10 protein-coding genes are annotated in these 12,911 nt (G+C 70.7%); 4 read left to right on the forward strand and 6 right to left on the reverse strand.

All coding sequences use genetic code 11. The annotated features are described in order from the left end of the window. Positions 1–322: 322 nt before the first annotated feature. The 3 genes from OG302_RS31365 (at position 323) to OG302_RS31375 (ending at position 2,937) form a co-directional block, all read left to right on the forward strand. Positions 323–1,276: a heme o synthase gene (locus OG302_RS31365; protein ID WP_371750290.1), complete on the forward strand. Its 954-nt coding sequence runs from the start codon at positions 323–325 to the stop codon at positions 1,274–1,276. 110 nt (positions 1,277–1,386) lie between these two features. Beyond that, complete coding sequence (locus OG302_RS31370; protein WP_371529840.1) at positions 1,387–1,743, forward strand: hypothetical protein; 357 nt, start codon at positions 1,387–1,389, stop codon at positions 1,741–1,743. Positions 1,744–1,845: 102 nt separating this feature from the next. Then, the gene (locus OG302_RS31375; protein ID WP_371529841.1) at positions 1,846–2,937 is read left to right on the forward strand and encodes an amidohydrolase family protein; all 1,092 of its coding nucleotides are present in this window, start codon (positions 1,846–1,848) and stop codon (positions 2,935–2,937) included. Between the two features lie 10 nt (positions 2,938–2,947). Here OG302_RS31375 and OG302_RS31380 read toward each other — a convergent pair whose 3' ends face one another. Both OG302_RS31380 and OG302_RS31385 read right to left on the reverse strand, forming a co-directional pair. Next, positions 2,948–3,937, reverse strand: coding sequence for a COX15/CtaA family protein (locus tag OG302_RS31380; RefSeq protein WP_361828420.1), 990 nt, complete (start codon positions 3,935–3,937; stop codon positions 2,948–2,950). 42 nt (positions 3,938–3,979) lie between these two features. Then, positions 3,980–6,685 (reverse strand): hypothetical protein, encoded by a 2,706-nt coding sequence (locus tag OG302_RS31385; RefSeq protein ID WP_371529842.1) that lies wholly within the window; start codon positions 6,683–6,685, stop codon positions 3,980–3,982. Between the two features lie 224 nt (positions 6,686–6,909). On the opposite strand from OG302_RS31385, the gene OG302_RS31390 reads away from it, so the two are divergent. Continuing rightward, positions 6,910–8,067 (forward strand): glycosyltransferase family 4 protein, encoded by a 1,158-nt coding sequence (locus OG302_RS31390; RefSeq protein ID WP_371529843.1) that lies wholly within the window; start codon positions 6,910–6,912, stop codon positions 8,065–8,067. On the opposite strand, the gene OG302_RS31395 is transcribed toward OG302_RS31390, so the two are convergent. From OG302_RS31395 to OG302_RS31410, 4 genes are all read right to left on the reverse strand, one after another. Further along, the gene (locus tag OG302_RS31395; RefSeq protein WP_371529844.1) at positions 8,020–10,149 is read right to left on the reverse strand and encodes a glycogen debranching N-terminal domain-containing protein; all 2,130 of its coding nucleotides are present in this window, start codon (positions 10,147–10,149) and stop codon (positions 8,020–8,022) included. The two genes, OG302_RS31390 and OG302_RS31395, sit on opposite strands and share 48 nt — an antisense overlap. Before the next feature lie 80 nt (positions 10,150–10,229). Beyond that, positions 10,230–11,000: an ABC transporter permease gene (locus OG302_RS31400; protein WP_371529845.1), complete on the reverse strand. Its 771-nt coding sequence runs from the start codon at positions 10,998–11,000 to the stop codon at positions 10,230–10,232. Then, the gene (locus tag OG302_RS31405; RefSeq protein ID WP_371529846.1) at positions 10,997–11,923 is read right to left on the reverse strand and encodes an ABC transporter ATP-binding protein; all 927 of its coding nucleotides are present in this window, start codon (positions 11,921–11,923) and stop codon (positions 10,997–10,999) included. Before OG302_RS31405 ends, OG302_RS31400 begins: the two co-directional genes overlap by 4 nt. A gap of 60 nt (positions 11,924–11,983) precedes the next feature. After that, on the reverse strand, positions 11,984–12,796 hold the full coding sequence (locus OG302_RS31410) for an aminoglycoside N(3)-acetyltransferase (protein WP_371529847.1): 813 nt from the start codon (positions 12,794–12,796) through the stop codon (positions 11,984–11,986). Between the last annotated feature and the right edge of the window lie 115 nt (positions 12,797–12,911).

The raw sequence follows: 12,911 nt of genomic DNA on the forward strand, positions 1-12,911 counted from the left end.
CCTACCGCTGTAAAGACGTGCATTTTTTCGAGTCATTCCAGAGTGCCGGGGTGCGCCGGTATCCGCCTCCCGAAAGGGATCCACGGTGTTCACCATGTGATCCGCGAGCCGCTCATCTGGACTCGAAGAACGAGTGCCGGACCGCTCATCTGAACGGGTGTCGGGCCGCGTTTCGGGCAGCCCAACACGCCGCTCAACACGACCCCACCCCCGCGATGGGCGAGGTATGGGCAACGTCTACAGTGGCGTGGTACGCGCGAGCCTTTACCGGATCTTCATGTCTGAACGTCCGATGCGGCTTGCTGGGAAGTCTCTGTCAGGGGTGTGCGTGACGGCCGTTGAATCCCGTCCAGCGGGAGCAATTGGGACGAGCTCTAGCCCAAGCCACCGGCCGCTCGGGGCCCGTGTCATGGCGTTCGTGGCGCTGACCAAGCCGCGAATCATCGAACTCCTCCTGATCACCACCGTTCCGGTGATGTTCCTCGCCGAGCAGGGGGTGCCCGACCTGTGGCTGGTCTTCGTGACCTGCCTGGGCGGTTACCTCTCCGCGGGCGGCGCGAACGCGCTCAACATGTACATCGACCGTGACATCGACGCCCTGATGGACCGTACGTCCCAGCGGCCCCTGGTCACGGGAATGGTGAGCCCCCGGGAGTGCCTCGCGTTCGGCATCGCGCTCGCGATCGCCTCGACGCTGCTGTTCGGCCTCGTCGTCAACTGGCTGTCCGCGTGGCTCGCCCTGGGCGCACTGCTCTTCTACGTGGTCGTCTACACGATGATCCTGAAGCGCCGCACCTCGCAGAACATCGTCTGGGGCGGCATCGCGGGCTGCATGCCGGTGCTCATCGGCTGGTCCTCGGTGACCAACTCCCTGTCGTGGGCCCCGGTCATCCTCTTCCTCGTCATGTTCTTCTGGACGCCGCCGCACTACTGGCCGCTGTCCATGAAGGTCAAGGACGACTACGCCCGCGTGGGCGTGCCGATGCTGCCGGTCGTGGCGTCGAACAAGGTGGTCGCCCGCCAGATCGTCCTCTACAGCTGGGTGATGGTCGCCGTCTCGCTGCTGCTGCAGCCCCTCGGCTACACCGGCTGGTTCTACACCGTGGTCGCCTTCGTGACCGGCGGCTGGTGGCTGTGGGAGGCGCACGGCCTCCAGAACCGCGCCAAGGCGGAGGTCACGGGCGGCAAGCTCAAGGAGATGCGGCTCTTCCACTGGTCGATCACCTACGTCTCGCTGCTGTTCGTGGCGGTCGCGGTCGACCCCTTCCTGCGCTGATTCTGCTGATCCCCTGAGCCGAAGACTCGCCGACGGGCGGGGCACGTGGTGTTGAACGCCACGTGCCCCGCCCGTCGCCAGTTGATCTACCCGTCGGTAGCATCCTGGCTATGGCAGACGTGGCAGAGACGCAGCAGGTTGAGGACAGCAAGCAGGCCGCCCGCGCGGAGAAGAGGGCGGCGAAGCTTGCCAAGCAGATCGGTGCCTTCGCCCAGGCGCACGGCGGTGCCGAGGGGCAGGTCGCGTACATCGGGCACGAAGGCACCCGCATCGTCCTGGTCGGTGACGACGGCGGCTGGGGCGACCTGGTGGCCCCCACCTATGCGATCGCGCTGAGCGCTGTCGAGAAGGCCGGGATCACCGTCCACGAGGACTTCGACGGTGACTTCGCGGCCAAGGTGAAGACCGGTCCGTACGAATGGTCGCGCATGGCGGGCATTCAGCTCGGCGGTCCGAGCAACGGCTGAGGCGGTCGCGGCCGTCCAGGACAGAACGGCCGTAAGCAACACCTGACACCCGGGTCACCCGTTAGGACGGTAAGGAGCACGGTCCGTCCACAGGGAGTCCGGATGATCGAAACGCCGTCCCTGGTGGACCAGTACTGCCACGGAGTGCTGCGTACGGAGCTGGGCCTCGGCACCTTCGAGGCCCACCTCGGCCGCGGCGAGGGCCCGCCCGCGCCCGGCACCACCTTCTTCGACACCCAGACGGGCTTCGCCGTACGCCGCTGGTGCCCGCCGCTGCTCGGCCTCGAACCGCACTGCCCGCCCGCCCGCTATCTCGCCCGCCGACGCGACCTGGGCGTCCTCGAAGCGGGGCGGCGGCTGCTGCGGGGGAGCGGCATCACGACGTATCTCGTGGACACGGGGCTGCCCGGCGATCTGACCGGCCCCGGCGAGATGGCGTCCGCTGGTGACGCCGAGGCCCACGAGATCGTCCGCCTGGAATTACTGGCCGAACAGGTGGCCGACACCTCGGGAACCGTCGACTCGTTCCTCGCCAATCTCGCCGAGTCCGTGCACGCCGCCGCCGCGAACGCCGTCGCCTTCACCTCGGTCGCGGGCGTCCGGCGCAGCCTCGCGCTGGCCCCCGAACCGCCGGGACCCGGCGAGGTGCGGGGAGCGGCGGGCCGCTGGCTCGCCCGGCGGCAGGTGGGCGGGGCGCTCCAGGACCCCGTGCTGCTCAGGCATCTGCTGTGGATCGCCGTCGCGTCGGGGCGTCCGTTGCAGCTGCACGCGGGGGCCGGCGACCCGCAGGGATACTTCGGCGGTTTCGCGCGGGCGACCGCGGGGCTCGGCACCGATCTGGTCCTGCTGCACGGCTACCCGTACCACCGCAACGCCGCGGACCTCGCGGCCCTCTTCCCGCACGTGTACGCCGATCTGGGCCCCGCCCTGGTGCGCACGGGGGCCCGCGCGGCCGCCGTGCTCGCGGAGATCCTGGAGCTCGCGCCCTTCGGCAAGCTGCTGTTCTCCAGCGGCGCGCACGGGCTTCCCGAACTGCACGTGGTGGGCGCACGGCTCTTCGGGGAGGCGGTGGGGCGCGTGCTCGGCGGGTGGGTCGCGGAGGGGGCCTGGTCGCTGCCGGACGCGCAGCGGGTGGCGGGGCTCATCGCGGCGGGCAACGCCCGCCGCGTGTACGGGCTGTCGCAGGACGACTGACCCGCAGGGCTCAGACGGTCGAAAGCCGCGAGTCGCCGGTCTGGGAGGGCACGTCGGCGACGGTGTACGGCCGTTCGCGCAGCGAGAGCAGCACGCGCATCACGCCGATCCAGACCACGCAGGAGCCGAACATGTGCAGGCCGACCAGGACCTCGGGCAGGTCCGTGAAGTACTGGACGTAGCCGATCGCACCCTGGGCGAGCAGGATCAGGAACAGGTCGCGGGTGCGGTGCAGCGGGCCCTTGGGGGCGTCGACGGCCTTGAGGACGAACCACAGGGCGAACGTCAGCGTCACCACGATCCAGGCGAGCACGGCGTGCAGCTTGCTGACGGTCTCCCAGTCGAAGCCCATCCGCGGCACCTCGCTGGAGTCACCGGCATGCGGCCCCGAGCCCGTCACGACCGTGCCGACCGCGATGAGCAGCACGGACGCCGCGACCAGGAACCACACCAGCTGCGCCACGGCCTTGCCGACCAGCGGGCGTGCCTCGGAGTCACCTTCGCGGGTGCGCTGCCACATCGTGACGGCGACCGCGATCAGGGCGGTGGAGAGCAGGAAGTGCGCCGCGACCGTCCACGGGTTCAGGCCCACGAGGACCACGATGCCGCCGAGCACGGCGTTGCCCATGACCAGCCAGAACTGGATCCAGCCGAGCCGGGTCAGGCTGCGCCGCATCGGCTTCTGCGAGCGCGCCGTGATGATCGCCCAGCCGACGGCCGCGCACAGCACGTACGTCAGCATGCGGTTGCCGAACTCGATGAACCCGTGGAAGCCCATCTCGTGGGTGGCCGTCAGGGACTCGTCCGTGCACTTGGGCCAGGTCGGGCAGCCGAGGCCCGAGCCGGTCAGCCGGACGGCGCCGCCGGTGACCACGATGCACACCGTCATCGCGAGCGAGATGAGGGCGGCGCGCTGCACGGTCCGCTGCTGCGGGGTCCAGCGTTCGGCGATGAAGGCGAGCGGATTGCGCACGGCGGAGACGGCGTCGGCTCGGGTCACGTTTGGCACGGTCCCATCGTAGGGGGCCGCTTGTGCACGGCTTCACGAGGGGGACGAGTTGGCCCAGAGCGATCGGTGGATGCGGGCGGCGCCGGCCCGCAGCACCGCGGCCCGCTCGGGGTCCGGGGTGCAGTCCGCGAGGAACTCGTACACCGCGACGAGTGAGGGGTGGCATTCACCGAGGCCGGCGATGAAGATGCGCTCGGCCGTGCGAAGTTCCCGCTCCGCGCCCGCCCGGTCGCCCGCGGCCCGCAGCACCGGGCCGATCCGGGAGAGGGTCTTGGCGCGGTAGTGGTGCTCGGGGCCGTACGCGGTGACGTAGATCTTCTCGGCCTCGCGGAGGGTGCCGAGCGCCTTGTGGATGTGCCCCTGCGCGTACTGCAGCGAGCCGAGCTTGTTGAGACAGGCGGCGTAGGTGTGGGCCTCCGTCTCGCGCCGCTCGCCGAGCAGCGCGAGGACCGGGGTGAGCAGTTCGTGCGCCCTGGCGAGCCGTGCCTGGGACTCACGGTGCAGTCGGCGCTTGCGAACAGGGTTGCGGGCGTGCCGGCAGCGGGCCCGGCGGTCCTGACCCTGGCGGCGCAGCACGTCCGCGAGGAACTTTGCGACCTGCGCTGTCTCGAAGTCCTCCGTGCCGCGCTCTTTGCTGAGGACGGCGTGAGCAGCCGACAGTTCGCACTCGGCGGTGTCCAGGTCGCCGCGGTCCTGGGCGACGATCCCCATGTCGCGGCGCAGCATGGCGCGGAACACCACGTACTCGTGCAGCTCGGTGGAGCCGCCGCTGTGGACGAGTTTGCGGGCCCGCTCATAGCAGGCGAGCGCCGTGGAGAGCCGGCCCGCGTTGCGGTGGATCATGCCGGCTTCCTGCTCCGTGACCGCCCAGTCGAGGATCTCCCATCCTGAGCCCTGGTTCTGGTAGATCCGCAGGGCGCCTTCGAGGTAGCCGCTCGCCTCTCGGAAGCGGTTGCGCTCGCGCAGGATGCCGCCGAACTGGCGGCAGCACTGGGCTCGCACCTGCTGGAAGGCGTTGTCGTCCTTGTACGCGTCGCACAGGGCGAGCGCCTTGCGGCATGCCTCCTCCGCGTCGTCGAGGTGGGCCAGCAGATAGTGCTGACGGGCGACGGCGAGGTGGGCCGTCGCCAGGCCGTGGTCGGAGCCGGTGCCGAGCTGCCGCAGCCCTGTCTCCCGGGTGAAGAAGGCCAGCGCCTTCTTCCAGTCGCAGCGGTGGTTCTGATAGCTGCCGGCCCGGTGCAGCAGCCGCACAAGGGCCTCGGGGTCGCGTGCCGCGCCCAGATCGCCGTCGCGGTCGTCCGCCCAGGCCGTCTCGGCGGTGACCGCCTCCACGTGCGGCATCAGCCGTTCGCAGTCGACGCGCGAGTCGAGCTGCTCGGGGGCGGGCGGGAAGGCCGCCTCGATCAGCCGGACCGCTGCCTGCGACCACTCCAGGCGCTCGTGGTCCGAGAGCCTGGACCGGATGAAGATCTGCACCCGCGGGTGGATTCCGTAGATCACCGGCTCCACCCGGCCGTCGCCCTGGCGGGTCATCAGCGAGTGCTCGACCAGCTGGAGCACGAGCCGGGTGAACGCGAGCTGATCGTCCATGACCAGGCGCAGCCGGTCGGGGACGACCGAGCGGTACCGGAAGAGCGTCGTGCGCGGGACGTCCTCGGAGGCCAGGAAGGCGCACAGCCTCATGAGGTCCTCGGCGGCAGGCTGCCGCGAGCCGATCCGCTCGATCGCCAGCTCGAAGGTCTTCGCGTCGCTGTCGGCGGTCCGCTCGGTCAGCCGCTCCAGATAGTCCTCGTACTCGTCGCTCGCGATGCGGACCTCGGCCTGCTCGAGGTAAGCCCCGGCCGTCTCCAGGGCGAGGGGCTGCCAGCCGAGCAGCCGGCCGAGCCGGATGAGGCGCTCGTCGGCGTCCGAGTCGGTCCTGCGCCGCAGGAAGGCCATGCCGTCGCTCTCGTCGTAGACGGTGAGCTCGACGGGGTCGGGGCAGAGCCCGCTCCAGCCCTCGCGCAGCTGGGTGGTGATCAGGACCTTGCCCAAGCCCTCGGGAGGCAGCAGGGGCTGGAGCTGGGGCTGCAGGTCGACGGGTCCATCGCTGTGCGAACCGGATTCGTCGAGCTGGACGTTGTCGTAGATCAGCAGCCAGCCCGGGTGGTCGCGCAGCCAGCTCCACAGCCTGCTCAGGACGACGGTCTTGGACTCGTGGTCGATGCCGATCGCGTTGGCGAGTTCGATGAGGTCGGTCCGGAGCCGTTCCAGGCTGGTGGCGTTGAGCCACCGGGTGAGGCTGTGCTCACCCAGCTTGTCGAGCGCGTATGCCGTGGCGAGCTGGGACTTGCCGACGCCGCCGGTGCCGTGGATGACACAGACACGCCGGTGCCCGGAGTTCTTGTCGGGACGGAGTGTCCTCTCGACCTGGTCCAGCTCCTTCCTGCGCCCGACGAAGTACCGCGACAGTGGAAGGAGGTTGTTCGGCGGGTAGGTGTGCCGGGGCGGCGTGCCGTCCTGCGTGGGCGGACGGGCGACGAGCACGAGAGACAGGACGGCCAGCACGATGAGGGCGACGAATCCCCATAAGAGGGGGCCGCTTGTCTTCTCCTTGAGAATCCCCATCAGGGCAATGGCCACGGCGGAGACCGCGGTGGTACCGGTGGCCAGCCGCCTGATGACGACGGCGAACCTCTCGAGGGCAGTGGCGAACCGTTTGTGGGCACCGAGAAATACGCCAGAAATGGATACGGACATCAGTTCCCCCTGTCTGCCCCGCCCGCGCTGTGCGCAGTACGTTCCCATTCTCGGGGGAAACCATCCCTTCGGCGTGTATCGCGGCAGCAGAATGTGACAGCATCCTCGCTTCGCGGATTCGACAGCACGGAGGCGGCGTGGACCCCAGTACAAAGGATCGACTCCCGGGGGGCGGGATGCACATCGCCTTGGTCCACTGGTCCTTTCCACCCAGTGTGGGCGGGGTGGAATCCCACCTCTGGGACTATTCGCGGCTGTTGGCGCAGCAGGGGAACCGGGTCACTGTCCTCACCGGGACGCCCGGCGCGGAGTCGCCCGGTCAACCCGGCGTGGAGGTGCTCACCCACCCCGCGCTCGACCTGGCCAGGATCGACCCCGACCCCGACGACCGGCGGGCGCTGACCGCGTGGTTCGCCGAGGTGCTGGGCAAGCGGGGCATTCGGCTGGTGCACGGCCACAACCTGCACCATTTCAGCGAGGCGCCGGCCAAGGCGCTCGAGGCCGTGCGCAAGCCGCTCGGGCTCGTGCTCTGCCATACGTACCACAGCATCTGGAGGGATTCGGAGGGGCGTCGCTCAGGGCTCGCGTGGCCGGAGTGGCAGGGGCACTATGCGGTCTCCGAGTTCCTTCGGACAGCCTGCGCCGAGGTACTCGGCGTGGACGCCACACGCACCTATCTGGGTATTGACACTGCGCCCTACGCGCATGTTCCTGCCCTCGACGTCGAGCCGGGGCCCGGCACCGTACTGCTGCCCGCCCGGCTGATTCCGGACAAAGGGGCGCTGCTCGCGGTGCGCGCACTCGAACGGGTCATCGAGCAGCGGATGTGTGAATTCCGGCCGAGGCTCGTGCTGACGGACACCCGTCATGTGGTCGATTTCCACGGGGAGAAGATCGGGTTCAGGGAGAAGGTAGAAAAAGAGATCCTCATGCGCGGACTCGTCGACGACGTGGAATTCGTGGAGGCCGGCGTCGATCAAATGCCGGAGCTTTACGCGAAGTCCACTGTTGTCGTCTACCCCTCCCTCTTCCAGGAACCGATGGGACTCGCACCGCTGGAGGCGATGTGCGCCGCGCGGCCCGTGGTGGTGACGCGAATCGGCGGACTCGACGAAAGCGTCGACAACGACGGAGTGATCGGTTATCTCGTGCCCGATCGGGACGAGAGGCAACTCGCCGCGCGCCTCGCCGAGCTGCTGAACAACAGGGAGTCGGGGCGACTGATGGGGATGCGGGGGAGGGCCCACGTCAGGGAGCACTTCGATCTGCGCGAGATCTATCTGGAGCGGATGCAGGACAGATACCGTGCGTTGCTCGCCGGGTCCGCCGACGTCTCAGCCGACGTCGACGCCTTCGACGTCAAGGCCCCAGCCGTCCGGTAGCCCCGTCACCGTGGTGCGCCCCGAGACGTCGACCCGCACTGACAGATCCGCCCCCGCGAGCCGCAGCCCCGACGCCGAGAGCGCACCGAGCAGCGACGGGGCAAGGGGGCGCAGCCGGAGCGTGCGGCGGGGGGTGTCCGGACGCAGGCCGAGCAGGGCGGCGAGGACGGCCACACCGGACGCCGCGGACCAGCCCTGCGGGCGGCAGGCGGCTGGGTAGGCGAGCGGGGCGGGGGAGGTGTCGGTGCGCGCGTCGCCGCCGTACAGCTCGGGCATCCGGTACGAGAAGTGGACGGCTGCCTCGAGCAGCCCGTCGGCCAGTGCGGCCGCCTCGGTGTGGCGGCCGGTTGCACACAGGCCCTGCACGGCGATCGCCGTGTCGTGGGTCCACACCGAACCACCGTGGTAGCTCAGCGGATTGAACCCGGGGACGGCGGCGGAGCGGCTGCGCAGCCCCCAACCGGAGTTGAGTTCGGGCGAGGCCAGCCAGGCGGCGACGTCGGCACAGCCGTCTCTGTCGAGAATCCCCGTCGAGAGCAATTGCCCCATGTTGGAGGCGGGTCCGCTGACCGGGGCGAGGTCGCGGCCGACCGCGATCGCCACGTAGCGAAGAGCTGGTCCGTCGGCGGTGTCGATCCAGAAGGCGTCGGTGAAGCGGGCACGGAGCCCGCGGGCCCAGTCGCGCAGCGTCTGCGCCTGCTGGGTCTCCTTGCGGGACACGAGCAGGTCGGCCAGCCCTGTCGCCGCCTCATAGGCGTATCCCTGTACCTCGCACAGGGCGAGCGGCGGTTCGATACGGCGTCCCGCCGCGTCGCGCACCGCGTCGGCCGAGTCCTTCCAGGACTGGTGGACGAGGCCGCCGGGGCTCGGGAAATAGCGGAGCAGCCCATCCTCGTCGGCGTCGCTGGTGGCGACGATCCACTGCATCGCGCGCTCCGCGTACGGCAGGAGGGCATCGACATCCGCGTCGGGCAGGCCCCAGCGCCAGGCGTCGACGAGCAGCGAGACGAAGAGCGGCGTGGCGTCGACGGAGCCGTAGTAGCGGGAGGGGAGCCGCAGGCCGTGGCCGTGCCGGGACGCCGTGGGGCGCAGCTCGTGCAGAATCCTGCCCGGTGCCTCCTCACGGGCTTTGTGATGGACCGTGCCCTGGCGGCGGGCGAGCGTCCAGAGGGTGCCGCGGGCCAGCTCGGTCCCGAGAGGCAACAGCATGCGGGCCGACCAGATGGAGTCCCGGCCGAAGAGCGTCAGGTACCAGGGACATCCTGCGGCGATGAACTGGTCGTCGGCGGAGCCCCGTTGGCCGTCCTCGCTCCGTGAGCCGTCTGCGAGGCGAAGCGCCCGCAGATCGGCCAGGCCCCTGCGGACCAGGCCGATCAGTCGCCGGTCGCCGCGGATCAAGGGTTCCGACCAGGGAACGCGAGGTGAGGCCGCGATGGGGTGGCCCGGCGGGGCAGGGACCGCGCATCCCGTCACCGCGAGCCGGATCCGCCAGGAGCATCCGGGGCGCAGGGTGACGCGGGACCAGGTGAAGGTGCCGCCGTGGGAGCCCTCGGCGACCACCGGCTCCGCGGCGTACTCGGCGGCGTGGACACGGGCGAGGCCGGTGGCGGAGCGCCAGGTCAGCGCCGGCCCTCCGTCGTCATCGGCATCTTCGACGGACGGTGGGAGCGCCCGTCCGGTGAGCCCCTGCTTGACGTCGGCGATGTCGGCGAGGTCGGTGGCGAAGGACAGCTGGAGGTGCAGGCTGCGGGTGACGGTGCCGACATTGCGCAGACTGACGGTCTCGCCGTCGCCCGCGGTGCGGACGCGCTCGACGATCAGCGTCGGATCGTCCGTGCGGTCGCTGGGATAGCGGTGCACCGAGGTGAAGCGGACCCGGTCGGGGCCGAGCGCCCGCACACCGATGGGCTCCGGCTCCCGGCCGTCGATCAGCAGACACAGGGTGTGCAGGAGGCGGCGGTCGTGGTCGTAGAAGCCGTCGGCGCTGGCGCCGCGGAGCTGTCCGTCACGGGGCGACGCGGCGAACGCGGGCGCCGCGACGCAGATCATCACGTCGTGCAGCAGCGGCTGCAGGGCCCGCACACGCCGTGAGCCGGGTAATTCCGGGGTATCGGCCACGGAACGGGACTGCCCGTTCCGTGGCCGGATCACTCCCCGTCAGGTCACTCCCAGCGAAAGAACTTCCCCGCGGCCCCCAGCCCCAACACCGCCCAGACCGCCAGGATCCCGAGGTTCCCCCACGGCATCCCCGCGCCGTCCTGGAGTACGTCCCGCAGGCCGTCGGAGAGCGCCGAGATGGGCAGCAGGCCGAGCACCGACTGGGCCGCGTCGGGGAACTTGTCCAGGGGCACGATGACCCCGCCGCCGACCAGCAGGAGCAGGAAGACCAGGTTCGCGGCGGCGAGCGTCGCCTCCGCCTTGAGGGTGCCCGCCATCAGCAGGCCGAGCCCGGAGAAGGCCGCGGTGCCGAGGACCAGGAGGAGCAGTACGGCGAAGGGGTTGCCCTGCGGCGACCAGCCCAGGGCGAAGGCGATCACCGTGAGCAGGACGATCTGCAGGACCTCGGTGACCAGGACCGACAGGGTCTTCGCCGCCATCAGGGCCCAGCGGGGCAGCGGCGAGGCTCCGAGCCGCTTGAGCACGCCGTAGCGGCGCTCGAAGCCCGTGGCGATGGCCTGGCCGGTGAACGCCGTCGACATCACGGCGAGCGCGAGGACGCCGGGCGCGAGGAAGTCCACGGCTTTGCCGTCGCCCGTGTCGACGATGTCGACGGCGCTGAACAGCACGAGCAGAAGGGTCGGGATCACCACCGTGAGGAGGAGCTGCTCGCCGTTGCGCAGCAGCATCTTCGTCTCCAGGGCCGCCTGCGCCGCGATCATGCGGGGGAGCGGGGCGGCGCCCGGCTTCGGGGTGTACGTACCGGCGGCGCTCATCCGCGCAGCTCCTTGCCTGTGAGCTCCAGGAAGACGTCTTCCAGAGTGTGGCGTTCGACGGCGATCTTCTCCGGCATCACGCCGTGCTGGGCGCACCAGGAGGTGACCGTGGCGAGCATCTGCGGGTCGACCGTGCCGCTCACGCGGTAGGCGCCCGGCGTGAGTTCGGCCGCCGCGGAGTCCGGTGGAAGTGCCTTGAGGAGGGAGCCGACGTCGAGTCCTGGGCGCCCGGAGAAGCGCAGGGTGTTCTCGGCGCCGCCGCGGCACAGCTCCTCAGGGGAGCCCTCGGCGATGACCTTGCCCGCGTCGATGATCGCGACCTCGTCGGACAGCTGCTCGGCCTCGTCCATGTGGTGCGTGGTGAGGATGACACTGACGCCGTCGGTGCGCAGATCGCGTACGAGATCCCAGGTGGCCCGGCGTGCCTGCGGGTCCAGGCCCGCGGTCGGCTCGTCCAGGAAGACCAGTTCGGGCCGTCCGACCACGGCCATCGCGAGCGCGAGGCGCTGCTGCTGGCCGCCGGACAGGCGCCGGTAGGTGGTGCGGCCGCAGCTGTCCAGGCCCAGGCGCTCGATCAGGGCGTCGACGTCCAGGGGGTGCGCGTGCAGCTTCGCCATGTGGCGCAGCATCTCGTCGGCGCGGGCGCCGGAGTAGACGCCGCCGGACTGGAGCATCACGCCGATGCGGGGGCGCAGGGCGCCGGCCTCGCGGACGGGGTCGAGCCCGAGGACGCGCACCGTACCCGCGTCCGGCCTGCGATAGCCCTCGCAGGTCTCGATCGTGGTGGTCTTCCCTGCGCCGTTCGGCCCGAGGACCGCAGTGACGGCGCCCGCGCGGACCCGCAGGTCGAGGCCGTCCACCGCGGTCTTCTTGCCGTACCGCTTGACCAGGCCGGTGACCTGGACGACGGACTCAATTCCCATGCCGGGAAGTCTAGAGAGCGGCCGGGGGGTCGCGGGCAGGGGGCTGCTACCCCGGCGCCGCTACCCCGCCCACTCGGCACGCGAGCGGTGGGTGCCGAGCCACCGCTCCGCGTACGCGACCGCGTCCGCCACCGGGAAGAGGCGGGCCGTCGCCGCGCCCACCGTGCCGCGCACCACGGGGCGGTCCCGCTCGAAGTCCGAGCCGAGTTCGTCGAAGCGCTCCTCGGAGATGGAGGTCTCGCGCACGGTCGTCCAGCGGCGGCCCTGCGGGGTCATCACCGCGAAGGAGTTCGACACCTCAGGGGCGGGGAGCCGGTACTCGGCCAGGTGGAAGGAGGTGCAGGAGGCGAAGCCCGCGCCGAGCAGCAGGACGCGGGCGCCCGACTCCTCCAGGCGGGCCAGCGGGCTTCGCTCACCGAGGCGGCAGTCCAGCGCGTGCCCCGCCAGGAGCGCCTGCGCGCGGGGGCCGACCGCGGCGAAGGAGGTCTGGGGGTGCGCGCTGCGCAGGGCGCCGGGCCAGGTCCGTACGGTCTCGGGGATCACGCCGACGCCTCGGGTGGGGGCGGTGCGCGGGTCGTAGGCGGGGATGGACGCGCGGATCTCGGGCCACCAGGCCTGGGGGACGGGCGGGGCCTGCCACTCGGTGGGGTCGGAGTTGTCGCTGGATTGCGTGGGGACCACGAGGGTGCCCTTTTGGCCCAGCGTGTCGAGGAGTGCCTGGACCACGGCCACCGGGCCGCCGCTGACCCAGCCGAGCGCGCTCAGCGAGGAGTGCACGAGGAGGGTCTCGCCGGGGCTCACGCCGAGCTCGCCGAGGTCCGCCGAGAGGGACGCTCGCGTACACAAAGGGCCGGTCGGAGGGGGTGTCGCCATGGTCAGGGAGTCTCCTCGCCGCTGCCGTCCGGCGCCACCGATTTGATCGATCAGTGATCATTCCCGCAGGTCAGCTTAGGTATGCCTAAGTGATGCAGCGCACCGGACCGTGATC

Origin of the sequence: Streptomyces sp. NBC_01283 (genome assembly GCF_041435335.1) — a bacterium.
Lineage (GTDB): Bacteria > Actinomycetota > Actinomycetes > Streptomycetales > Streptomycetaceae > Streptomyces.

Coding starts and splice junctions, on each gene's coding strand:
- OG302_RS31370 (WP_371529840.1), top strand. CDS start 1,387: ATGGCAGACGTGGCAGAGACGCAGCAGGTTGAGGACAGCAAGCAGGCC.
- OG302_RS31375 (WP_371529841.1), top strand. CDS start 1,846: ATGATCGAAACGCCGTCCCTGGTGGACCAGTACTGCCACGGAGTGCTG.
- OG302_RS31385 (WP_371529842.1), bottom strand. CDS start 6,685: ATGTCCGTATCCATTTCTGGCGTATTTCTCGGTGCCCACAAACGGTTC.
- OG302_RS31400 (WP_371529845.1), bottom strand. CDS start 11,000: ATGAGCGCCGCCGGTACGTACACCCCGAAGCCGGGCGCCGCCCCGCTC.
- OG302_RS31405 (WP_371529846.1), bottom strand. CDS start 11,923: ATGGGAATTGAGTCCGTCGTCCAGGTCACCGGCCTGGTCAAGCGGTAC.
- OG302_RS31410 (WP_371529847.1), bottom strand. CDS start 12,796: ATGGCGACACCCCCTCCGACCGGCCCTTTGTGTACGCGAGCGTCCCTC.